The sequence below is a fragment of the Martinezella sp. CNPSo 3964 genome, from assembly GCF_057784375.1.
On the sequence record NZ_JBXSOW010000007.1, the window covers coordinates 167,167 to 190,128 of the forward strand.

General features: G+C 60.5%; 23 protein-coding genes and 1 tRNA gene. 8 read left to right on the forward strand and 16 right to left on the reverse strand.

Annotation, left to right across the window (positions count from 1 at the left end):
* Window positions 1-69: 69 nt before the first annotated feature.
* Window positions 70-768 carry an orotate phosphoribosyltransferase gene (locus AC13Q5_RS21955; protein WP_488503150.1) on the reverse strand — a complete coding sequence of 233 codons (699 nt, stop codon included), beginning with the start codon at window positions 766-768 and terminating at the stop codon, window positions 70-72.
* A gap of 126 nt (window positions 769-894) precedes the next feature.
* Window positions 895-1,545, reverse strand: a complete 651-nt coding sequence (locus tag AC13Q5_RS21960; RefSeq protein WP_488503151.1) for a TetR/AcrR family transcriptional regulator — start codon at window positions 1,543-1,545, stop codon at window positions 895-897.
* Between the two features lie 99 nt (window positions 1,546-1,644).
* Here AC13Q5_RS21960 and AC13Q5_RS21965 point away from each other — a divergent pair, with 99 nt between their 5' ends.
* Entirely contained in the window at window positions 1,645-2,475 is an 831-nt protein-coding gene (locus AC13Q5_RS21965) for an SDR family oxidoreductase (protein ID WP_488503152.1), read from the forward strand.
* Window positions 2,472-2,951, forward strand: coding sequence for an anthrone oxygenase family protein (locus tag AC13Q5_RS21970; protein WP_488503153.1), 480 nt, complete (start codon window positions 2,472-2,474; stop codon window positions 2,949-2,951). Before AC13Q5_RS21965 ends, AC13Q5_RS21970 begins: the two co-directional genes overlap by 4 nt.
* 43 nt (window positions 2,952-2,994) lie before the next feature.
* Here the strand turns inward: AC13Q5_RS21970 and AC13Q5_RS21975 are convergent, their stop codons facing one another.
* The 6 genes from AC13Q5_RS21975 to AC13Q5_RS22000 form a co-directional block, all read right to left on the reverse strand.
* Complete coding sequence (locus AC13Q5_RS21975; RefSeq protein ID WP_075855486.1) at window positions 2,995-4,146, reverse strand: GGDEF domain-containing protein; 1,152 nt, start codon at window positions 4,144-4,146, stop codon at window positions 2,995-2,997.
* A gap of 198 nt (window positions 4,147-4,344) precedes the next feature.
* Window positions 4,345-5,385 (reverse strand): dihydroorotase, encoded by a 1,041-nt coding sequence (gene pyrC, locus AC13Q5_RS21980; RefSeq protein ID WP_075855342.1) that lies wholly within the window; start codon window positions 5,383-5,385, stop codon window positions 4,345-4,347.
* Between the two features lie 144 nt (window positions 5,386-5,529).
* The gene (locus AC13Q5_RS21985; protein WP_075855344.1) at window positions 5,530-6,162 is read right to left on the reverse strand and encodes a nucleoside triphosphate hydrolase; all 633 of its coding nucleotides are present in this window, start codon (window positions 6,160-6,162) and stop codon (window positions 5,530-5,532) included.
* Complete coding sequence (locus AC13Q5_RS21990; protein WP_208621575.1) at window positions 6,159-6,968, reverse strand: ATP-binding cassette domain-containing protein; 810 nt, start codon at window positions 6,966-6,968, stop codon at window positions 6,159-6,161. The genes AC13Q5_RS21985 and AC13Q5_RS21990 overlap by 4 nt, the downstream gene beginning before the upstream one ends.
* Window positions 6,944-8,008, reverse strand: coding sequence for an ABC transporter permease (locus AC13Q5_RS21995; RefSeq protein ID WP_075855345.1), 1,065 nt, complete (start codon window positions 8,006-8,008; stop codon window positions 6,944-6,946). Before AC13Q5_RS21995 ends, AC13Q5_RS21990 begins: the two co-directional genes overlap by 25 nt.
* A gap of 172 nt (window positions 8,009-8,180) precedes the next feature.
* Window positions 8,181-9,206, reverse strand: a complete 1,026-nt coding sequence (locus AC13Q5_RS22000; RefSeq protein WP_488503154.1) for a substrate-binding domain-containing protein — start codon at window positions 9,204-9,206, stop codon at window positions 8,181-8,183.
* A gap of 246 nt (window positions 9,207-9,452) precedes the next feature.
* On the opposite strand from AC13Q5_RS22000, the gene AC13Q5_RS22005 reads away from it, so the two are divergent.
* Both AC13Q5_RS22005 and AC13Q5_RS22010 read left to right on the forward strand, forming a co-directional pair.
* Window positions 9,453-10,700, forward strand: a complete 1,248-nt coding sequence (locus AC13Q5_RS22005) for an ROK family transcriptional regulator (RefSeq protein ID WP_075855348.1) — start codon at window positions 9,453-9,455, stop codon at window positions 10,698-10,700.
* Window positions 10,684-11,118 carry an RbsD/FucU family protein gene (locus AC13Q5_RS22010; RefSeq protein WP_075855349.1) on the forward strand — a complete coding sequence of 145 codons (435 nt, stop codon included), beginning with the start codon at window positions 10,684-10,686 and terminating at the stop codon, window positions 11,116-11,118. The genes AC13Q5_RS22005 and AC13Q5_RS22010 overlap by 17 nt, the downstream gene beginning before the upstream one ends.
* Before the next feature lie 220 nt (window positions 11,119-11,338).
* Here the strand turns inward: AC13Q5_RS22010 and AC13Q5_RS22015 are convergent, their stop codons facing one another.
* The 6 genes from AC13Q5_RS22015 to AC13Q5_RS22040 all read right to left on the reverse strand — a co-directional run bounded on the left by AC13Q5_RS22015 (window position 11,339) and on the right by AC13Q5_RS22040 (window position 17,615).
* The gene (locus tag AC13Q5_RS22015) at window positions 11,339-12,376 is read right to left on the reverse strand and encodes a 4-hydroxyproline epimerase (RefSeq protein ID WP_457878750.1); all 1,038 of its coding nucleotides are present in this window, start codon (window positions 12,374-12,376) and stop codon (window positions 11,339-11,341) included.
* A gap of 14 nt (window positions 12,377-12,390) precedes the next feature.
* Window positions 12,391-13,101, reverse strand: coding sequence for an SDR family oxidoreductase (locus tag AC13Q5_RS22020; protein ID WP_075855488.1), 711 nt, complete (start codon window positions 13,099-13,101; stop codon window positions 12,391-12,393).
* Window positions 13,102-13,317: 216 nt separating this feature from the next.
* Window positions 13,318-14,622, reverse strand: a complete 1,305-nt coding sequence (locus AC13Q5_RS22025) for an alpha/beta hydrolase (RefSeq protein ID WP_143525524.1) — start codon at window positions 14,620-14,622, stop codon at window positions 13,318-13,320.
* A 546-nt stretch (window positions 14,623-15,168) separates the two neighbouring features.
* Window positions 15,169-16,050, reverse strand: a complete 882-nt coding sequence (locus AC13Q5_RS22030) for an aldo/keto reductase (RefSeq protein ID WP_488503155.1) — start codon at window positions 16,048-16,050, stop codon at window positions 15,169-15,171.
* 209 nt (window positions 16,051-16,259) lie between these two features.
* On the reverse strand, window positions 16,260-16,904 hold the full coding sequence (locus tag AC13Q5_RS22035) for a TetR family transcriptional regulator (protein WP_488503156.1): 645 nt from the start codon (window positions 16,902-16,904) through the stop codon (window positions 16,260-16,262).
* 63 nt (window positions 16,905-16,967) lie between these two features.
* Window positions 16,968-17,615: a class I SAM-dependent methyltransferase gene (locus AC13Q5_RS22040; RefSeq protein ID WP_488503157.1), complete on the reverse strand. Its 648-nt coding sequence runs from the start codon at window positions 17,613-17,615 to the stop codon at window positions 16,968-16,970.
* Between the two features lie 216 nt (window positions 17,616-17,831).
* On the opposite strand from AC13Q5_RS22040, the gene AC13Q5_RS22045 reads away from it, so the two are divergent.
* Window positions 17,832-18,752, forward strand: a complete 921-nt coding sequence (locus AC13Q5_RS22045) for an oxidoreductase (protein ID WP_488503158.1) — start codon at window positions 17,832-17,834, stop codon at window positions 18,750-18,752.
* Window positions 18,753-18,824: 72 nt separating this feature from the next.
* Here the strand turns inward: AC13Q5_RS22045 and AC13Q5_RS22050 are convergent, their stop codons facing one another.
* Window positions 18,825-19,157, reverse strand: a complete 333-nt coding sequence (locus AC13Q5_RS22050; protein ID WP_488503288.1) for a BA14K family protein — start codon at window positions 19,155-19,157, stop codon at window positions 18,825-18,827.
* A 291-nt stretch (window positions 19,158-19,448) separates the two neighbouring features.
* On the opposite strand from AC13Q5_RS22050, the gene AC13Q5_RS22055 reads away from it, so the two are divergent.
* The 3 genes from AC13Q5_RS22055 (at window position 19,449) to AC13Q5_RS22065 (ending at window position 22,693) form a co-directional block, all read left to right on the forward strand.
* Window positions 19,449-19,898 carry a MarR family winged helix-turn-helix transcriptional regulator gene (locus AC13Q5_RS22055; protein WP_488503159.1) on the forward strand — a complete coding sequence of 150 codons (450 nt, stop codon included), beginning with the start codon at window positions 19,449-19,451 and terminating at the stop codon, window positions 19,896-19,898.
* Complete coding sequence (locus AC13Q5_RS22060) at window positions 19,895-21,451, forward strand: MDR family MFS transporter (protein ID WP_488503160.1); 1,557 nt, start codon at window positions 19,895-19,897, stop codon at window positions 21,449-21,451. The genes AC13Q5_RS22055 and AC13Q5_RS22060 overlap by 4 nt, the downstream gene beginning before the upstream one ends.
* Before the next feature lie 339 nt (window positions 21,452-21,790).
* Window positions 21,791-22,693, forward strand: a complete 903-nt coding sequence (locus tag AC13Q5_RS22065) for a GNAT family N-acetyltransferase (protein ID WP_488503161.1) — start codon at window positions 21,791-21,793, stop codon at window positions 22,691-22,693.
* Window positions 22,694-22,839: 146 nt separating this feature from the next.
* Here the strand turns inward: AC13Q5_RS22065 and AC13Q5_RS22070 are convergent.
* Window positions 22,840-22,916, reverse strand: a tRNA-Arg gene (locus AC13Q5_RS22070).
* Window positions 22,917-22,962: the final 46 nt, after the last annotated feature.

Sequence of the window (22,962 nt, forward strand, 5' to 3'; positions counted from 1 at the left end):
CCCAAAGAGCGCATCTGTCGTGTCCAGTCTTATAAATCGATTAGATAGATTCAGTGCAAGAGCAAAGCGTCAGTTTGTGGGCAACTCCGAAATACCGCCGTTCCAGCCCGACCAGGCAAGCGGCGCGTTGAGAAAGGCTTCGACTTCCTCGAGCGTCTTGTCGTCGAACAGCTTCTGCTCCTTGGCGACGGCAAGCACCTCGCGCCAGGTCGTGATGTGATGCAGGTTGACCTTCCGGTTGGCAAAACGTTCGACCGCCTCAGGGAAGATGCCGTAGTAGAACAGCGCCATGCCGTGATCGACGATGCCGCCGGCCGCGCGGATCGCATTGATGAAGGTGAACATGCTGCCGCCGGCCGTCGTCAGATCCTCGATAACAAGCACGCGGGCGCCGTCCTTCATGTCACCTTCGATCTGGGCGTTGCGGCCATGGCCCTTCGGCTGCTTGCGAACGTAGATCATCGGCAGGTTCAGGCGCTCGGCCAGGAAGGCAGCGAAGGGAATGCCCGCCGTTTCGCCGCCGGCAACGCAGTCGAACTGCTCGAAGCCGACATTGCGTACGATGATGCTGGCGGCGAAATCCATGACCGTCGAGCGGATGCGCGGATAGGAGATCAGCTTGCGGCAATCGATATAGACCGGGCTCGCCATGCCGGACGCGAATTTGTAGGGCTTGTCGGCATTGAAGTGGACCGCCTTGATCTCCCAAAGCATCCTGGCCATCAGCTCAGCCATGACGGCGCGATCGGTGAATATCATCTGGGTCATAAGGGGCCTCCTTCGCAGCGCTAATATTCCAGCGGCAATAGCAGCAAGCGGCCCGAGTTTCCAGACGCATGAGAGGTTTTGCAGGTATCGCCGCGGCTGCCGCGGGCAAAGGCGGGTCCGAGCGAGCTACCGGGCAAGCCCGAGGTCGGCAGGCAACATGGTCTTGAACAGCGCGATCACCTTGTCGCCCTCCTCGCGGTCGATCGAAATCGCGTAGCGGACGGCAGCGGCGACCAGCTGCATGGTCAATCGCGCTGTTCTTGCGAGCTCGGAATGGTCGCGTTCCGGCCAGAGGCGTTCAAGAACGGTGAGAAAAGCCTGGGAGTGCCACTCCATATCCTCGGCATCGACCTGCTGCAGCAGCTTGTCGGCATGGGTGGCGTGCCAGATATCGCGCATGACGGGCTCTCCCAGAAACATGGCGTAGTAGCCATCGACGATCCGGCCAAGGGCTGACTGGAGCTGGTCGCGGCTTTGGATCGCCATCAGCTCATCCTCGACGCATTGCCGTCCCTGCTCGTTGAAGCGCTCGGCCAGCACGCGGATGATCGCTGTCTTGTCCGGGAAATATTGGTAGAGCGAGCCGAAGGACACGCCGGCTTTTTCAACAATCTCGCCCATGCGCAGTGCATCGCTGCCATTCCTGGCGATCAGATCGGACGCCACCGAGAGAATCAGGTCCACCCGCTCACGGCCACGTTGCTGGCTCGGTATGCGGCGCGGCGTGCCGGCCTCGTCCTTGCTGCGCCTGCGTCTCGCGATCTGTTCCTCGGTCATTTCATTCCCTGCCTGTGACTGTTGACAAGCAATATAAGAGAGTTTATCACATTTCGCAAATGAGAGAGTTTATCACATTTTACGCTGGAGGAGCTTGAAATGCAGATCTCGACAATTGCCATCATCGGTGGATTGGGAAAGACCGGCGGTCGGGTCGCCGGGCGGCTGAAGGGACGCGGCATCACGGTTCGCGCCGCATCCCGCTCGACGACACCCCGCTTCGACTGGCTGGATCGCAACACCTGGCATCAGGCGCTGGAAGGCGCTTCCGCCGCCTATGTCACGTTCCAGCCCGATCTTTCGGTCGACTGGGCGGCCGAGGCCATCGGCGTGCTTGCCAAGACAGCCGCTGAAGCTGGTGTGGGACATATCGTCCTGCTCTCCGGGCGCGGTGAAGACGGCGCTGTTCGCAGCGAGGAAGAGCTTAAGGTCGCCGGCATCGACTACACCGTGTTGCGCGCCAGCTGGTTCAGCCAGAATTTCAGCGAGGGAGCTTTCATGGACGGAATTCTGCAAGGCAAGCTCGCCTTGCCGGCCGGCGATGTACCGGAGCCTTTCATCGATGCAGACGACATTGCCGACGCAGCCGTCGAATGTCTCATCGATCCCCGCCATCGCAATCAGACCTACGAGTTGACGGGACCCAACGCTCTGACCTTTCGCCAGGCGGTTTCCGAAATCGCGGCCGCTTCCAATAGGACCGTCCAATACGAAACGGTTCCAATCGAAGCCTTTATCGCCGAGATGACCGCCTACGGACTGCCGCAGGAGACGACCGATCTCCTGCATGAACTCTTCACGCAGGTTCTCGATGGCCGCAACTCGCTTGTCATGGATGGCATCAGCCAGATCCTTGGCAGGAAAGCCAAAAACTTTTCCGACTACGCCCGTGAAACCGCCGCAACCGGCATCTGGAGTGTCCAGCCATGACCTTTCCGATCACGACTATCGCCCTCATCGTCGCCGCGATCAGCAGCGGCCTTCTCGCCGGCGTCTATTTCGCCTTCTCGACCTTTGTCATGCAGGCCTTTGCCCGCCTTCCCGTCGATCAAGGGATCGCGGCGATGCAATCGATCAATACGACAATCGTGCGCTCGCCCTTCATCGTGCTGTTCGTACTGACGGCAGCGCTCTCGATCTTCATCGCCGTGATAGCCATTCTTTACTGGCGGGGCGGTACCAGCATCATGATGCTGACGGGTGCTGCGCTCTATGTCATCGCGAGCTTTCTTTCGACCATGGTGTTCAACGTGCCGCTGAACGATGCTCTGGACAAGCTCGACGGCCATTCAGCAGAGTCGGCACAATTATGGTCCAGCTATCTCAGCGACTGGATGGGGTGGAACCATGTACGCACGGTCGCCTCGCTTGTGGCCGCATGCGCCTTCGTGAAAGCGCTGTTCTAAGAGCGTTGGTATGGTGGCGGTGCAGCTCGCCAAAGATTGCCGGTTAGACAGCCCGCAGATAGGCCGCGACCTCAACACGGTTGCGGCCGTTTCGCTTCGCCTCGTAGAGCGCCTTGTCGGCAGCGCGAAGCACGTCGTCGAAGCCGAGCCCTTTGATGGTACCGGTCGCGACGCCCGCACTGACGGTGCAGGCGAAGGATTTGTCTTCGATGCTGACCACCCGTGCCGCAAAGGCATCGCGCACCCGCTCGGCCACCTGCTCCGCACGACCCGGCAGGGCATTGTCGAGTACGAGCGCAAATTCCTCGCCGCCAAGACGGGCCACGGTATCGGAAGAACGCAAACCGAAGGAAAGTTCCTCGCCGAAAAGCTTGAGCACGAGATCGCCGGCGGCATGGCCATGCTGATCGTTGATCGTCTTGAAGCGATCGATGTCGAAGATGATGACAGCCATGGAAGGGCCGAAAGTGCGGCGCCCATGGAGATCGAACAGAGCCCGACGGTTCAGCAGCCCGGTTAGAGCATCGGTGATCGCCTCCTGACGGTGAAACGCGGCCTGACGCCACTGATGCAGGGCAAGCGACAGCGCCCCGATCCCGGTCATTCCGGCAATGCAGATCGCAAGGCTCAAATCCTCCGCCCAATTGTTGGGCGCGTGACCGAGCACGAGCTTGCCATCTGCGATCAATACGGCCGCGCACAGCGCGAAGGAAATCGCCGTCAGCGTGTAAAGCGCGGTGATGCCGTAGAGCGGCGTCGGCGCCTCACGCCGGCTCAGCCAGTATTCGCGCGCCGTCAGAACCAGAAGAACGCAAATGACGAGGTTGTCACCGATAAATGCCAACCCGTCATAGCCGGCCAGCATCGGCCCGACCGATGCTGCTATGCCCACCAGGCAACCAAAGACGAAGCGGATTTTGGAAAAGCGACGCGTGCGGAACTGGTAGCCGGCCACCCAGATCGCCGCAAAGCCGATGAAGAACAGCACGAAGGTCAGAATTGCAAAAACCGGGCGCGGCGTGTCGACATAAGAGCCGTAGATGAAGATGCCGCCGACGAGAGGCACAAGACCGGCCGAGCAGGTCAGGAGAAAAGTATCGGGCCGGCGCGAGAACCAGCTTCCGACCAAGGTAACCGCAAGGCATGACGCGGAAACGCCGAGGGCCAGAAGAAGCGAGTTGTAATCGACCAGCATCATGCTCTTTCAACGGTTTGATTTCTACCGCAGGGGATTGCTGCCACGCTAGGCCGCCAAGGGTATCAAATTAGTTACGGCAAATAATAAAGAAAATGTATTTCAACAAAATATACGTTCCAAATTGCGGCATACACCAATGGAGTGTTGAAATACAGCTCCATATTTTTATTTTTACTTATGTAGATTAAACTTAAATTAAGTCTCGACATCCCAGTGCAGGGGGAACATCGGATCGAAAACGGTGACCGGACCGGCGCCAGTTTCAACTCTTGCCGGGAAGGTCACAGCCTCAACCCGTCGCACCAAAGTGATGCTATCCTCGTTGACCGGCAGGCCATACCAGGCCGGACCGTTCAGGGATGCAAAAGCCTCAAGCTTGTCCAATGCGCCTTCCTGCTCGAAGACATGGGCAAGGCAGCTCATGGTGTTGATCGACGTGTAAATGCCGGCGCAGCCGCAAGCGCATTCCTTCAGCGGGTCGACATGCGGTGCGGAATCCGTACCGAGGAAGAACCTGGCGTCGCCGCTCGTTGCTGCGGCACGCAGCGCCAGACGATGGCTTTCGCGCTTGGCGACCGGCAGGCAGTAATAATGCGGGCGAATGCCGCCGACGAGGATGGCATTGCGATTGATGATAAGGTGATGCGTCGTGATCGAGCCAGCGAGATTGGCCTTTGCCGATTTGATGTAATTCACGCCGTCCGATGTCGTCACATGTTCCATCGTGACCTTCAATTCCGGCAGGCGCTGGCGCAGCGGATCGAGCACGGTCTCGATAAACACGGCCTCACGATCGAAAATATCGACCTCCGGCGTCGTGACCTCGCCATGCACGCAGAGCGGCAGGCCGATCTTCGCCATGCGTTCCAGCACCGGCATTGCCTTGTTGAGATCCCGTACGCCGCCATGCGAATTGGTCGTCGCACCGGCCGGATAAAGTTTGACGGCTGAGATGAGACCGCTCTTCTTGCCCTCCTCGACATCGTCGGGATTGGTGTGTTCGGTCAGATAGAGCGTCATCAGCGGCTGGAAACGATCGCCCGCCGGCAGCGCTTTCAGGATACGCTCGCGATAAGCGGTCGCATCCGCTGTGGTTACGACCGGCGGCACGAGATTGGGCATGATGATGGCACGGGCGAAATGCCTGGAGGTGTCGCCGATCACGCCTTCGAGCATGGCTCCGTCACGCAAATGCAGATGCCAGTCGTCAGGACGGCGGATGGTGAGCTTTTGCATGGGCGCGACCTCTGGAAATGTGAGCGCGATCCTGCCCGAAAGCCGCCTCGGCCTTTTCGGGATCGTGCTCTTTGCTATCGCGCTTCGATAACACCATACGCCCCCGCAAAACAATCCGCGACGGCGGTTAAATGATGGTCGGGCTCAATCCTGCACGATGTCGATAGTGACGTCTGCGCGGCGGCGATTTTCCAGAATCAGCCGACCATTCGGCAGATCATTGCCGTAGACTTTGGCGCTGGCGGCCTCTTCGTCGAGATCGTAGCCCCTCCAGCGCGCCCACAGCCGCTCTTCCAGCACTTCCATCGGCGGGGCAAGCATGATCGAATAGTCGAACATACCTTCCAATTCAGCCCATTTCCCCTGACTGAACAGCAGATAATTGCCCTCGATGACAATAAAGCGGTGATCGGCCGAGACGATGCGGGCCGAGGCGATGGCAATCTCTCGCGAACGGTCGAAGACCGGCACCAGCACCTCCTGATCGGCGGCGCGCACGGCCCTGACGATATCGAGGAAGGCGCGCACGTCGAAACTGTCAGGCACGCCCTTCCGCTTCAAAAGTCCCTTCTCGATCAGGACCGCATTATCCATGTGGAAGCCGTCCATCGGCAGGACTTCCGCGCTCTCGCTCCTAGCCTTCAATGCCTTGGCGACATTGTCGGCCAGTGTGGATTTGCCGGCGCCGGGAGGGCCGGCAATCGCGACCAGGAAACGTTTCGTGTTGCCGGCGCGTGCGATGATCTCGCCGGCAACATCGTCAAGAGAAACGCTCATGCGGCAACATTCTCGACCGGCGGAGCCTTGGCGCCGGTCATGAAGGCAACAGCATCGGACATGGTATAATCCTTGGGATTGATGACGGTCAGGCGTCGTCCAAGGCGATGGATATGAATGCGGTCCGCCACCTCGAAGACGTGCGGCATATTGTGCGAGATCAGCACGATCGGCAAGCCGCGAGCGCGCACGTCAAGGATGAGTTCGAGAACCTTGCGGCTTTCCTTGACGCCGAGGGCGGCCGTCGGCTCGTCCATGATGACGACCTTGGAGCCGAAGGCGGCGGCGCGCGCCACGGCCACACCCTGACGCTGGCCGCCGGAGAGCGTTTCCACCGCCTGATTGATGTTCTGGATCGTCATCAGACCCAGCTCGGTCAGCTTGTCGCGGGCACGCTTTTCCATCGCCGGCCGGTCGAGCATGCGGAACACCGAGCCGAGAATGCCGGGCCTGCGAACTTCGCGGCCGAGGAACATGTTGTCGGCGATCGAGAGCGCCGGCGACAGAGCCAGGTTCTGATAGACCGTTTCGATGCCGGCCTCGCGCGCCTCCATGGGCGAGCGGAAGTGAACGGGCTTGCCTTCCAGCTTGATCTCACCCTCATCCGGGGTGACCGCGCCGGAGATCGCCTTGATCAGCGAGGATTTGCCGGCGCCGTTGTCGCCGATCACGGCGAGGATCTCGCCGGGATAGAGATCGAAATCGGCATTGTCGAGCGCGGTCACGCGTCCATAGCGCTTGACGAGACCGCGGGCAGTGAGAATGGGTTCGCCGGTCGTGGTCATGCCGATACCTTTCTGATCCATTGGTCGATCGCAACGGCGCCGATGATGAGGACGCCGGTCAGAAGCACCTTCCATTGCGGGTCGGCGCCAAGCATGTTGAGGCCCATGGAGACGACACCAACGATCATGGCGCCGAACAACGTGCCGAGGATCGAGCCGCGGCCACCGAAGAGCGAGATGCCGCCGATGACAGTTGCGGTGATTGCCTGAAGATTGAAATCGGTCACGGCAGACGATGGCGAGACCGAGCCGTTGCGGCCGATGGAGACCCAGGCGGCAAGCGCTGCGATCAGTCCCGAAACGCCATAGACGGCGAGAAGCACCTTCTTGGTCTGGATGCCGGCGAGTTTCGCCGCTTCCGGATCGTCGCCAACGGCATAGACATGCCTGCCCCAGGCGGTGTGATTGAGGACATACCAAAGGCCGATGACGAGAAGCACCATGGCGATGACGCCGAGGGTCAGCACGGCACCGCCGACGCGGAAGCTCGCGGCAAACAGATGCAACAGCGGCGCCTTTTCATCGACATCGGTGTCGCGGATGGTTTCATTGGCGGAATAGATGAAGTTCGTCGCCATGACGATATTCCAGGTGCCGAGCGTCACGATGAATGGCGGCAGCTTCATATTGGCGACGAGGAAGCCGTTGAGCAGCCCGCAGAGGCCGCCCACGGCCATGCCCGCGACGATGGCGATCGGCGTCGGCAAGCCGTATGTCACGGCGACATTGCCCATAACGACCGAGGAAATGACCATGATGACGCCGATCGAGAGATCGATGCCGGCGGTCAGGATAACCAGCGTCTGCGCCGCGCCGAGAATGCCGACGATGGCGATCTGCTGCAGGATCAGCGTCAGCGTATAGGCGGAAAAGAACTTCCCGCCGATCGTGATACCGAAGATCACGATCGCCAGCACCAGGACGATCAGCGGCACCGCCGCCGGCGTCGAATGCAGAAAGTGCTGCACGCGCTTCAAAAGAGAGACATCGTTGTGCTCGAACGAAGCGACGTTCTTGTCGCTGCCGTCGAGAACACGTTCGAATTCCTGTGCTCCGGACATAATTATTCCTCCGCCACCGCGCACATGCGCGGAAACCGCCGGCTGTTAGGGGCCAGCCAGGATCTGAGCCCGACCGACGTGACTGTTGCGATTGTCTGCTCCCTGTAAAAGAGCCGCGCCAGCAGGCGCATGACGCGGCTCCCGAAGGGACTATATCACATTCGTGCGAGGCTTAGCCCCAGCACTTGTTGAGGCCTTCCTTGGTGTCGATGGATTTCAGGCCGGAAACCGGCTTGTCCGTCACCAGGGAGACGCCGGTGTCGAAGAAGGTCTTGCCTTCGGTCGGCTTCGGCTTCTCGCCGCTATCGGCGAACTTCTTGATCGCCTCGACGCCGAGGGCCGCCATCATCAGCGGATACTGCTGGGCAGTTGCGCCGATGACGCCATCCTTGACCGACTTGACGCCCGGGCAACCGCCGTCGATGGAAACGATTAGCACCTGCTTTTCGAGACCGACGGCCTTCAGAGCCTGATAGGCGCCGGTTGCAGCCGGCTCATTGATCGTGTGGATGACGTTGATGCTGGAATCCTTCTGCAGAAGGTTTTCCATGGCCTTGCGGCCTCCTTCTTCGTTACCGTTGGTGACGTCATGGCCAACGATGCGCGGATCGGTTTCGTCGCCGATCTTGTTCGGGTCCTTCGGGTCGATGCCGAAGCCGATCATGAAGCCCTGGTCGCGCAGAACGTCGACCGAAGGCTGCGACGGCGTCAGATCGAGGAAGCCGATCTTGGCATCCTTGGCCTTGTCGCCCAGCGTTTCCTTGGCCCACTGCCCTACGAGCTTGCCGGCGAGCAGATTGTCGGTGGCGAAGGTGGCATCAGCGGAATCAGCCGGCTCAAGCGGCGTATCCAGCGCAATCACCAGCAAGCCGGCATCGCGTGCCTTCTTAACCGAGGGAACGATACCCTTGGTGTCGGATGCGGTGATCAGGATGCCCTTCGCGCCATCGGCGATGCAGCTCTCGATCGCGGCAACCTGGCTTTCACTGTCGCCATCGATCTTGCCGGCGTAAGACTTCAGCGTCACGCCGAGTTCCTTGGCCTTGGCGGTCGCACCTTCCTTCATCTTGACGAAGAAGGGATTGGTATCGGTCTTGGTGATGAGGCAGGCGGATACGCCGGCAGCCTTGACAGGGGCTGCGAATGCAACGCCGATCGCCAGAGCGGCGACTGCTGCGGAAATAACAGATTTCTTCATTCAATCCTCCCGATGTTTGAAAAGCCGGACCCTCCGGCAGCGCCGGGCCTGAACCCGACTTGAAGATGCGCCATGCCTGTCGGATTATTTCCTGCGGACCTCCTCCACGGCCATATGCGCATCTCCTACGGCCATATCTGAGCCTAAAGATTTCCGGCTGTCAATAAATAAATCGGATTGAATTATTAATTCGATGTGGCATTCTGGAAAGAAATAAGGCATGGCCATGATGGAAGGAGCAGGCCCATGTCTCTCGTGCACGACCCTGAGGACACACCCACAACACCCGCGATTCTCGACCCCACCGGGGGTGCGAACCAGCTTGGCGTACGCGCCCATAACGAACGGCTCGTGCTTTCGCTCGTTCGCCGTCATGGTGCGCTCTCGAAAGCCGATATCGCGCGACGGAGCGGCCTTTCGGCGCAGACGGTGTCCGTCATCATGCGGGAGCTGGAGAAAGATGGGCTGCTGTCGCGCAATGCGCCCGTGCGCGGCCGCGTCGGCCAGCCGTCCATTCCCATGCGTCTCAATCCGGATGCGGTGCTCTCCTTCGGCGTCAAGATCGGCCGGCGCAGCGCCGACCTCGTGCTGATGGATTTCGTCGGCGGCATCAGGATGCAGCTCCATCAGACCTACCCCTATCCGCTGCCGCAGGACATCATCGCCTTCGTCACGGCCGGCATCAAGGAATTGGAGGGGCGCCTCAGCGATGAGCAGCGTCGCAAGATTGCCGGAATGGGCGTTGCCGCGCCGTTCGAGCTCTGGAACTGGGCCGAGCAGGTGGGAGCACCGTCCGGAGCCATGGATGTCTGGCGTGGCTTCGACCTAAGAGCCGAAATCGCCTCGCGGGTCGCTTACCCCGTCTTTCTGCAGAACGACGCTACCAGCGCCTGTGGCGCGGAACTCGTTTTCGGCGTCGGCCCACGGTATCCGGATTTCGTCTACTTCTTCATCGGTTCCTTCATCGGCGGCGGCATCGTCCTGAATTCGTCCGTCTTCGTTGGCCGGACCGGGACGGCCGGCGCACTCGGCCCCCTGCCCGTGCGCGGCCGCAACGGCGAGAACCGCCAGCTTCTGGAGATCGCCTCGATCTTCGTGCTCGAGAATCTTCTGCGGGATCACGGTTTCGACCCGCGCCCCCTCTGGTACTCGGCGGATAACTGGATCGATTTCGGCGAGCCGCTGGAGATCTGGATTCAGGATACGGCCAAGGCGCTGGCGCAGGCGATCGTCGCCGCCGCCTCGGTTCTTGATTTCAGTGCCGCCGTCATCGATGGCGGCTTCCCCGACTGGGTGCGGGAACGCGTGGTGCGCGCGACGACGAAGGCCGCCGCCGAACTGGACCTCCAGGGGGTCGTCATGCCTGAAATCATCGAGGGCGCCGTGGGGCCACAGGCCCGCGCCATCGGCGGCGCAAGCTTGCCGATCTTCGCACGCTACCTGATCGACCAAAACGTTCTTTTCAAGGAGATAGAGCATGCTGAAGGGCATTGACCCGCTGTTGAGCCCGGAACTGCTGGCGACGCTGCGCGCCATGGGCCATGGCGACGAAATCGCCCTCGTCGACGGCAATTATCCCGGTCTCGAACATGGGCGCCGTCTCATCCGCCTCGACGGCCACGGCGTCATACCCGTGCTCGACGCCGTGCTGAGCGTGCTGCCGATAGACGATTTCGTGCCGCAGGCGATATTCCGGGCGACCGTCAAGCAGGACCGCGATGCCATCGATCCCGTTCATGCGGAAATGATCGAATGCTGCGCGCGGCATGTGCCAGACATCAGGGTCGTGCCGTTGCTGCCGGCAGAATTCTACGAGCGGGTGAAGCAGGCGCATGCGCTGATACAGACCAGCGAGCCGCGGCTCTATGGGAATATCATTCTGCGCAAGGGTGTGATTTACCCGCAGGGATAGGAAAGTGCCCCTCATCCGGCCTCCTGAGCTTGTCGAAGGGGGGCCACCTTCTCCCCGCTCGCGGGGCGAAGGGGATGGACGCACCTGCAGCCTTCCTTCCGGCAATTTGCCTAGACGAAGATTCAGAACTAGTCCTCTCTCCCCGTCCAAACGGGGAGAGGGTTAGGGTGAGGGGCCGAACTCTCCATGCGATGCAAGGGAGTGGATTCCTCTTCTAGCCTCAAATATCCCCCGCCGAAGGTCCCCAGACATCCGTCATGGCAAAGCCTTCCGACATTGGATCGAAGGGGTCGAGGGCCACCTGGCTAAGGCCGAAGGTGAAGCCGCGGCCGGTGATCGTCGGGATGATAGCCGGCTTGCCGGCCACCTCTGTCTCCGCCTGCAGGCCGACTTCGAACTCCGAACCGATGATCGAACGGGATTTGAAGACATCGCCGACCCTGGCTTTGCCGCGCGCGTGCAGCGTCGCGAGATTGGCAGAATTACCAGTGCCGCAGGGTGAACGGTCGGCGCGGCCAGGCCACATGGTGGTGCAGGTGCGGATGGCTCCATCGGCATCGATGTCGCGGAACATCACATAGGCAACGCCTGAAATCGCCGGAATTTCCGGGTGAACGACGGTCATCGCCCGGTTGATCGCTTCCTTGATGACCATGCCGGCCTGAACGAGGGCAGCCGCATTGGACTTTTCGATGGTCAGGCCGATCTGGCCGACATCGACGAGCGCATAGAAGATACCGCCATAGCAGAGGTCGAGCGTGATCCTGCCCCATTGTGCCGTATCGAGTGCAACATCGAGCTCATGTACGAAGGATGGCACCATGGTCAGCCGCACCTTCTCGCAACGGCCGTCACGGCAGGTTGCGGTGGCGCGGACGAGGCCGGCGGCCGTGTCAAGCGTGACGACCGTTTCCGGCTCCTTCATTTCGACGATGCCGGATTCGAGCAATGCCGTGGTCACGCAGATGGAATTCGAGCCCGAGCTCGCATGCGCCTGATCCGGTTGCAGGATGATGAAGCCGGCGTCGGCATCGGGATTCTTAGCCGGCAACAGAAGATTGACGGAGCCGATCGGCGCACCGCGCGGCTCTAGCACGAGAAAGCGGCGCAGCTCCTGCCCCTTCGGATCGGTATTCAGCCAATGAAGCTGCTCGGCAATGCTGTTGCCGGGGATTTTTGGGACGCCGCCGATGGCAACCTTGCCGATTTCCCCTTCGCAATGAACATCCAGCAGCTGGATCGTACGCTTCCATCTCATCTCATAGGCTCCAATCAGACGTGTCGCGTAATACCGCCGTCGACGCGGATATTCTGGCCGGTGATGTAGCCTGCGCCATCCGACAGCAGGAAGGCCGCCGTCTTGGCGATTTCGCTCATCAGGCCGATGCGCTTCATCGGTACCTTGTCGGCCGTTTCCGGCTTGTGGTTCAAGCTGTCGATATAGCCGGGCAGGATGCAGTTCATGCGGATATTGTCGGCCGCGTAGCGATCGGAATAGAGCTTGGTGAAGGCGCCGGCTGCGGCGCGATATGTGCAGGAAACCGGGAAGACCAGCGACGGCTCATAGGCGGCGAATGTGGTGATGTTGACGAAGGCGCCCTTGCCCTGCTTCAGCATGACCGGCGTCACCAGCCGCGCCATACGCACGAGCGACAGGATCATCATATCCGAGCCAAGCGTCCAGTTCTCGTCCGAAATATCGAGCAGATCGCCCTTCGGCGGATGACCAGTGTGATTGACCACGGCATCGATGCGGCCATAGGTCTTCATCGTCAGGTCGAAGATCGCCTGGATATCTTCCGCCTTTTCGGCAACACCGCGCGAGGCGACGCCGCCGAGCTCGGCTGCCAGGGCCTCGCAGCTTTCCGACGGCGACATCAGCGCCAGCCGATAGCCATTGGCGGCAAGCTCACGGGCAATCGCTTCGCCCATGCCACGGCCACCGCCGGTAATCAGTGCAACGGGCTTTTCGGTATCGGACATGGTTTCCTCCTGGTTGCGGCTGATGCGAACGGCGTCCTGCCGAGCGTCGGTTTGATCCCTGTTATCATATCGGCCGCCAGCCGACCTGTCGCCGGTGATGTCCAAAACCATTCGCGCCAATGGGTTCGATTCTCTGATATATCAGATTGCTCGGCATAGCTATGGGGTTTTGTAGCGGCCGTGAAGGCTGCCGCTGCAGATCGCGTCACGAATGAATTATTGCTGCAGCGCTTCCCCGACATTGCTGCCGGTCGCCTCGACACTGTCGCCGAGCGAGCCAACGGTATTGCCGGCCGAAGCGCCGACACGGCGCCATTGCTCGCCATAATTTTGTCGCGTGCGAGGATCGAAAATCGCGATCGGGGCACTGACGGCGGCACCCGCTACACTGCCGACTGTCTGGGCAGCGCCCATGGCAACTGCACCGACGGCATCGCCGATGCCGACATCGGAATCGGTGATCGTTTGGCCGGCGATCAACCGGGCGCCAATCAGTTTCACCACTTCCGGGCTTTCGGCAAACTTGCCGTGATTGAGGCCATCGCCGGTCTTGAGCTTGGTGAGATCGAGCACGGTAATCCCCTGCTTCTCCAGCTCGCTGCGATAGGGTTCGGCCGTGGGGTCGATCTGGCCGAGGCGGTCGATATTGCCGGAAATACGTCGTGAGAGGGAAAGCGCGCGATCATCGCGCGAGACGAACAGCGTGAAATGCGGCTTGTCCTTGCCGAGTGCCGCGAACTGCCTTCCGAAGACATCGACATCGAGATCGGGCGACGCCAAGATGACGTTCTTGATCTTCGGCGCGACGCGGCCATTGCGGATCGCCATCTGCCGTAGCGATTCGACCGCGAGCCAGCTGCCCATCGAATGCGCCATGACGGTGATGTCGCCGACGGAAGGATCGGCCGCGACGCGGCGCAGCAGCTCTTCCAGCGAGTCGCGGGAATAGTTGGTGCTTTCCTTGTCATAGGCATAGTCGAAAATGCTGGCGCGCGACGGCCAAGTAAACACGATCGGCGCGACGTCGGCATGCGAATCGTGAACGATCTGCGCAAAGCGGTAGACTGCATCCTCATAGCGGTTGTTGAAGCCATGCACGAAGATCAGCACCCGCTTGTTTTTCGGCAGTTCCGCATGCAGCCAGGCGCGACCATCCGCCTCTGTCGCCAAGGGCTTGACGGCGGTGGTGACGAAATTCTTCAGCGGATTACCTGGCAGACGGTTCGGCCACTGCACCTGACCGACCTTGCGATTGGCCTCCGGCGGGATGGAGACACTGACAGCATCGACCTTGAGCCCCGGTCCGCGCTCGCCCGAAAACAGAATGGCCGGGTCCTTGTCCGGCAGGCGTGTCGTCGCAACAAGGAGATCAACCTTGGATGTGCCCGGCACGTTTTCACTGACGGGCTGCATGACCCCGATGGGACGGCCGCATGCGGCCAGCGACAATGTCGCAACGATCGCTACAGTTCGGAAAAAGAGCTTTCCCCATCGGTCCGAACCCGTCATGCGCTGCATCATGCAACCCTTCCTTACCGCCTAACGTTGCGCCACTCTACGCATGGATACCTGCGGCGCAAGCGACTCCAGCGGTTCCTGACCACATGATGCGATGCTAATTCGCGACGGCATTGCAAAGGCGCAACGCCTTTAGACGTCCGGCAAATCATTGAGGAAGTTAGGATAAAAAAAGAGCCCGATGCGGGAGGAGGATGCATCGGGCTCTTGATCCGGATTGGCAACTGGGAGGAGGAGGAGTGTTGCCAATCATTGAAGGAGCGCTGGGAGGAGGAGTGCGCTGCCTTCGAGAGATTAGATATAACGCGAGAGGTGTCGTGAACAGACCGGCTTTCGCATTGCAGCATTGCAGTGAACGCATTGCTTTCTTCATGGATGCCGAAAATATCGCATAGCACCGGCATTTTCGGGGGTTTTACGCCTATTTTACAGTCGTTATTTGCCCAACTCCCGAGATTCACATGATTGTGATCGTCGTTTTTGCATTGGGCGTGGCCCCCGCTGGCATCCGGCCGGCGGGCAACCGCTACCGGCCGGACCACTTTCTGTTCAAGCCGCCCTGAATGCCTTCTTGCCTTCGGCATCGAGCGCTGCGAACTCCTCGTCGGACAGAACGATATCGACCGCCGCAGTGTTTTCCTCGAGATGCTTGACCTTGCCTGTTCCGGGGATGGGCAGCATCACGGGGCTGCGCTTCAGCACCCAGGCAAGTGCAATCTGGCTCGGGGCGGCATTGCGCTTCTTCGCGATGGTATCGAGCAGCGAGCCTTTCTTGGCGAGATCGCCGGCCGCCAGCGGGAACCAGGGAATGAAGCCGATTCCGTGCTTTTCGCAATAGTCGAGCACGTCTTCGCTGGTGCGGTCGACCAGATTGTAGCGGTTCTGCACCGTCACCACCTTGAAATGCTTCGATGCTGCCTCGATGTCAGCAACAGACACTTCGCTCAGGCCCGCATGGCGGATGATGCCATCATCCAGCAGCGATTTCACGGCATCGAACTGCTCGGCCGCCGGCACCTTGGAATCGATGCGGTGCAGCTGCCAGAGATCGATGCGGTCGACACCGAGATTGCGCAGGCTCTTGTGTGCCTGCTGGATCAGATATTCGGGGCGGCCCAAAGGCACCCAGACATTCGGGCCGGTGCGGGTAAGACCGCCCTTGGTCGCAACCACGAGACCGTGGCCATAGGGATACAGCGCCTCCTTGATCAGACGCTCGGAAACGTCCGGCCCGTAGGAATCGGCCGTATCGATGAAATTGATGCCGAGTTCCGGCAGGCGCCTCAGCGTCCGGATGGCTTCGTCATGGTCTTCAGGCTCACCCCAGATACCGGCACCGGTAATACGCATGGCACCGAAACCGAGACGATGAACGGGAAGGTCACCGCCGATCTTGAACTGACCGGACTTGGCTGCGTCGAATTCTGACATGGTTATAGTCCCTTTTGCTGATCTGAAATGTATCTGGCGTTTCCGGCGTCCGGGGAGGAGCCGAGATTTGAAGGGCAAATCGTGGGTTTCGCGAGGGAGAGATACAGTCGCGACCCGATACTAGATGGGTCTGCATCACGGCATATGCAATGCATCGACGTGCGATGCATTGCGACCGATCAAGGCGGGGCTCCCCTAGCCTAGCGCGGTCATGTGCGCTGTTGTACCTGCTCACCGAGATCGGCAAGCGCTGCCCAAAGCTCATCGAACATGGTGCGAGCGAACTGCTCCACCGAAACATTCTGCGGAGATTGCGTCCAGCGCTCACCGCCGATGCGCAGCATCGTCACGACGGCGGCCGCAAGCATGCCAAGACGGAAGCGTTCCTCCTGGCTGCCGCTGCCACGGGCAAGCAGCGCGTCCGCGAGCTTCTTCTCCAGCTTGGCATATTTCAGCTGATCGCGGGCTTGAAGCGTCGGCGTATCGTGGATCAGGGCAGCCAAAGCAAGGCTTTGCGGATCGGCGATGGCAGTACGAAGTGCAGAATTGACGGCCGTCTCGATGACTTCGACAACCGAAGCATCTTCGGGCTGGGTGGCGACGGCGCCGATCAGCTCACGGGCGAAGCCATCCTGCCAGGCGGCAACGACCTCTTCCTTGCTGGGGAAGTAATCAAAGAAGCTGCGCTTGGAAACATCGGCGGCCTCGGTGATATCCTCGATGGTCGTGGCGTCAAATCCGCGCTCGAGAAAAAGCCTCAGGGCGGCGGATTCGATGCGTTCGCGGGTTTGGCGACGCTTGCGCTCGCGCCGGCCTTCCTTCACCGCGCTATCGACCTCCGGCTTCTTCGCCATCCGCTACCCCTGCCAGGCATTCACTTCGGGCCGCCCCAAATCGGCCTTTCCGGTTTCCGGCGCCTAAGCGCTGATTCCGGCATTCTCACCGGTGCTACGATATTTGGAGCCGGTGATCGAGAGCTCCAGAGGATTTTGCCGCGATATCCTGTAGACGCCGGCCGGCGGAATGTTGCGCACCGTACTGCCGATGCGCTTTGCGGTGAGCCCGAGGCTTTCAAGGATCGGTTTCTGCACTGGACAGCGCGGGCCGTAGGTGAACTGATAGAAAGCCCCACCCGGCTTCATGGTTTCGAAGGCGCCGCCGACAATGGCTGCCACCTTGGAAGGCGGCATGGACAGCAAGGGCAAGCCGCTGATGACGGCACCGAAAGGCGCATCGTCGAAAAGACCACATTGGCCAAGCTGGGCCGCATCCATATGCACCACTCGCGCCTCGGGGAAACGCCCGCGCAGACGGACGGCGAATTCCTCGCCGAATTCGACGAGCGTCAGCGCGCTTTCGGGGATACCACGCGCCAGCAACGCCCGCGTGAATACGCCGGTGCCAGGACCGAGCTCAAGGACCGGACCATCGAAGGGTTCGATCTCCTGCGTCATCAGCCTTGCCAGACGCTCGCCCGAGGGCGCCACCGCCGCAACGCGCATGGGATTGCTCACCCAGGAGCGAAAGAACTGTACGAAATCAGCGCATGAGGTTTTTGTCGTCATTCCGCACATCCAATCTCCGGCGATAAAATATGATGAGGGCCGAACAGCGTGGCAATTCAAAGGCATGCCCCGCCATTAGACCGTTGAAAGTTCTTGATATGCAAGCACCATCGAACATTTTGCGTTCATATATTTTCATTTATTGCAAACTTGCATTTAGTGTAGAAATAGCCAGATACAATGGGCAATGCCAAAATCTCTTCACAGGAGCCCGCAATGCCAGACTGGACAATAAAGGATATTCCGCCGCAGACAGGTCGAATCGCAGTCATCACCGGCGCTAACAGCGGTATCGGCTATGAGGCGGCAAAGGCTCTGGCAGATGCCGGCGCAAAGGTCGTCATCGCATCGCGCAACGAGGCCAAGGCCAACGAGGCACTCGCCAAGATCCGCTCGGCAACACCCGGTGCAGACGTGACATTCGAGGCGCTCGATCTTGCCAGCCTCGATTCCGTCGCCCGTACGGCCAACCGCATCGCCGATACGCTGCCGCATATCGATCTGCTCATCAACAATGCCGGCGTCATGGCCATTCCCGATCGGCATGAGACCGAAGATGGTTTCGAGATGCAGATGGGCGCCAATTATATCGGCCATTTCGCCTGGACGATGCGGCTGCTGCCGAAGGTTTCTGCGGCCGAAAATCCGCGAGTAGTCACGGTCAGCAGCCTGGCGCATCGCAGCGGCAAGATCAATTTCGACGATCTGCAATGGCGCAAGCGCTATCGGCCCTGGCCTGCCTATTGCCAATCAAAGCTGGCAACGCTGCTCTTCAGCCTGGAACTCGATCGCATCGCACGCGCTGAAGGCTGGAAGCTCAAAAGCATGGCCGCCCATCCCGGCTATGCGGTCACCGGTCTTCAGACGGCAGGACCACGCATGGGCCGCGACAGGCCGGGCAGTCTTGAACTCCTGACAAAACTGCTGCAACCGTTTGCATCACAATCGGCAGCAGCCGGCGCCCTGCCGACACTCTTTGCCGCCACTGCACCGACCGCGGAAGGCGGCGCCATGTATGGCCCGAACGGCTTCTATGAGCTCAAAGGCCCGCCAGTACGGGCCAAGATTGCCGCTCATGCCCATGATCAGGCGATCTGGCGGCGGCTGTGGGACGTCTCCGAGCAGTTGACCGGCTGAAGGGTGCCGGGCCACAACGACCTTAAAAAATCCCTCTCCGCGTGACGGAGAGGGATTTCGACATGTGCGATATCACCGACTAACGCACTGACGGCGCGGACCATTGGTCGGCTGATAGGTATTGTCCGACACACGATAGGTCTTGTAGCGGCTTGCACACCAGCGAACATGCGCGCTGCCGCGCGGTGGCTGCGAAACGGCTCCGCCGATGATTGCTCCGGCGGTGAATGCAGCCATCGGATACCACCAGCCATCATGGCGCCGATAGCCGGGACGGTGATGGCGATAGCCGCGATGACCATGCCAATAGCCCGGGCGATGATGCGGACGGTAGTGGGGACGATAATGCGGACGGTGACGCCCGCGATAGTGCCTGTTGTGGTGGCGATATTGAACTTCGGTCAGGCCAGCGGGCTGATCACCCGTCTGCTGGATTGCCGGCTGGATCAGCGGCTGGATCGGTGCGGCCGCCGCCGGGTCGAAAGACGTTACGGCAAGCAGGGCACTCAGGGCAGTCACTGTTACGGTTGTCAGAAATCGTTTCACAGCTCTTCTCCTCCTCATGAGTCGCAAATACTGATGAACAACGCGCAATGATTGAAAATCTTTCACAATATTATCGCTTGCGCAAGTACATGCCGCACGATAGGTCTATAGATAGGAAGCCTATCTATCTATACGCGAGCGAGACTATCGATGACCAAAACCGACCAGCATCAAGGGATCGAGGAGGCCTACGCGCTGGCCGAGGCGTTGCGTCCCGCCCTCCATCGCCTGCATCGACAATTGCGGCGCGAGAGCGACGAGGCCGGACTGTCGCCGCTGCATGCCTTGCTGCTCGTCGCCATCATGCGCCAGCCGGGCATTGGCGTTGCCGAGCTGGCGCGGATAGAGAGACTGCGCGGACCGACGATCTCAGGCCATGTGAAAGCCATGGAGCGGGATGGCCTCATCGCCCGTTCGGAGCCGGACCCGAGCGACCGCCGCCGCAATGGTCTGGTGGCGACGGCGAAAGGCGAAGAAATCATCTGCAACCTGAAACGGCGGAGAACCGACTGGCTCGCCTCCGAACTTGCCAAACTGTCGCCGCAGCAGCGTGACGCCATTCGCGCCGCAATCGAACCGCTCATGGAGATCGGACAATGAATACGGCTCGTCCGAATGCTGTCCCACCATCAGCTCCGACGGCAGGCGAGCCGCCCGATCGTCGCGAGATCCGCGCCGTCATCCTCGGACTGATGATCGTTCTCGGCCTCGGCGCCATCGACCAGAGCATCGTTGCGACGGCACTGCCGCGCATCGTCAGCGATCTCGGCGGCCTAACGCACCTCTCCTGGGTCGTCAGCGCCTATGTGCTCGCCTCGACCAGCACCATGCCGCTCTACGGCAAGCTCAGCGACCAGTACGGCCGCAAGCCGATGATCTATACGGCGATCCTGATCTTCCTTCTGGGCTCGGTGCTGAGCGGCATGGCGCAGACGCTGATACAGCTCATCATCTTCCGGGCGATCCAGGGCATCGGCGCCGGCGGCTTGCTGCCGTTGGCGCAGATCATCATCGGCGACATAGTGCCGCCGGCCAGGCGCGGGCGCAATCAGGGTTCGATCGCAGCGGTATTTGCGATCTGCAGCGTCATCGGCCCGATCGCCGGCGGCGTCATCACCGACCTCCTGTCATGGCACTGGATCTTCTACGTCAACCTGCCGATCGGCGCCGTCGCCCTCGTCATGATCGGCAGGGCGCTGAAGCGACCGCATCATGCGCGCAGCCGCCGTATCGACTATCTCGGCGCGGCTCTGCTGACGAGCTGTACGACCAGCTTCCTGCTGGTGCTTGCGCTCGGCGGCAATGAATGGGCCTGGAACTCGCCAGAGATCTTCGGCCTCTCCGCCATCGCCCTCGTGCTCTTCGTCTTCTTCATCCTGCATATCCGGCGCGAACCAGAGCCGGTATTGCCGCCCGATCTCTTCCGTAACCGGCTCTTTGTCGTCGCCTGCATCGTGCTGGCCCTGACCTTCATGGGCATGCTGGGAGCAAGCCTCTTCTTTCCGCTATTCTTCCAGATGGTCATGGGGGTCAGCGCCTCGCATTCCGGCCTGCTCACCGGCCCGCTGATGATCGGCGTCGTCATCTCTTCCATGGTCAATGGACGTGTGCTGCTGCATCGCTTCGGACGCTACAAGCCGGCGCAGCTCTGCGGCCTCAGCCTCGCAACCGCCGCCTTTGCCGTGCTCGCCTGGGCGGCCGCCACCAGCCAGGGCTTCTGGGTTATCGAACCGACGATCTTTGCTCTCGGTCTCGGCCTTGGCCTCGTCATGCCCACCATGACGATCGCGGTGCAGAACGCCCTTCCCCTCGCCCATCGCGGCGTGGGAACGGCGACGCTCGCCTTCTTCCGTTCGCTCGGCGGCCTCATCGGCGTTACTGGTTCCGGCGCCATTCTTGCCTATCGCGTACAGAATGCTGGCGGCGTCCTCGACGGGATGCATGTATCTTCATTGACCGAGGCCGGCATGAAGCAGCTCGCGACTGCCTCCCCCGAAGCGCATGACGCCGCGATAGCGCTCTATCGCCACGCGATCGCCATGACCTTTGCGACGGGCACGGCGATCGTGGCCTTGGCGCTGATTGCGCTGCTTTTTCTACCGGAATTGCCGTTGGCGACGGATCATGGGCAGGAAGCAAAGCGTCAGGGCTGAACGGCGCGGGGCAATTGCAGTCACCCGGCAACAAGTCCGGCTTAAGCCAGCGCTGCCCGCGGAAAGGCGCGCATTCGCAACGCGGGAGTGCCATGCTCTCGATCTAAATGAGTATGCAAACAGCGCGCGGGGCAGGATGAAATTGGTAGAGCGTATGTTATGATCACGGCCTTGTGATCAAAGAATGTGCCCCGGAGAAAGGAGGTATCAAGCCTCCGGTTTCTCTAATTGGGACGAAGGGTGCCGAAAGCGCAGCGGCGAGGTTCGAGACGGCAGTCATGACCGGCCGGTACGACGCGTTACGGCGCTCTATCGCGGGAACATTTGCGGGGTTATCCAATGCCGCTTGTTTACAGACCTGCCCTTGCGGACGATTTGGCCGCGACCGATGCCCTGGTGGTTGCCAGCATCAACGATCTCACCGTTCGGCATGGCTTCGGTACGATGGCGGCGGCAAGCGCTCCCAACTTTCAGCTGTTCTCGCTCAAGGACGACCCTGATGGACTATGGGTCGCGGACGATGGTGGAGAAATCCTCGGCTTCGCCTGGAGCTGGGTTTGCGGCAATGTCTGGTTCCTTGCCCAGCTGTTCGTCGATCCCGCCCGGCAGGGTCAGGGCATCGGAAATGAACTCTTGGAACGGACCATGGAGCACGCCCGGAAATCAGGCGCGGCTCACAAGGCACTGATTACTTTCACCTTCAATCGCGTCTCGCAAGGCCTCTACATGCGGCACGGCCTCTTTCCCAAGATGCCGATCTACTCTTTCAGCGTCGCGCGCGAACGGGTGAGCCGGACATTGCCGGAGCCGCGGTTGCACGCCATCCCACTCGACACCGGTGGCACGGCGATGGAAAATCTTGTCGAGATCGATGCCCGTGCCATAGGCGTCTCGCGGGAGAAGCATCACCGCTATCTGCTTGGCGACCCATCGACCGCAGGCTTTTTGCTCTGCGCTGGCGATGATATTGTCGGCTATGGCTATATCAGCTCCAACGGGCATATCGGCCCCCTCGCTGTCGCGCGGCCTGATTTTCTTCATGATGCTTTTGCGACCGCGTTGAAGCTGGCGGCGGATGGCTCTGCCGAGAACATATCGGCGTTCCTGCCGGGCACATGCGACAGCGCCTTGAGCCTTGCGATCAACCAAGGCATGCGGATCACTTTTCCGATGCTATTGATGGCATCGCCCGGCTATGGCGGCTGGACTCAATATCTGCCGCGAAATCCAGGCTTTATGTGACCGGCCATCTGCAGCTCCAGCAATGCGGAATGGCTATATTGATTCCAAGCCTTGTCGATTATCGGGATGGGCCAACGAGCAGCTTGCGTCTGGGCTCAGACGTTGGTGCCCAACTTAATTCTCTATTGGCATGGAGAAGAAGAAAATGGCGCACCCGAAGAGATTCGAACTCCTGACCCCCAGATTCGTAGTCTGGTGCTCTATCCAGCTGAGCTACGGGTGCGTGGCCGAAACGGAAGAAACCGTTGGCGTGGGCGGTTCTCTAAAGC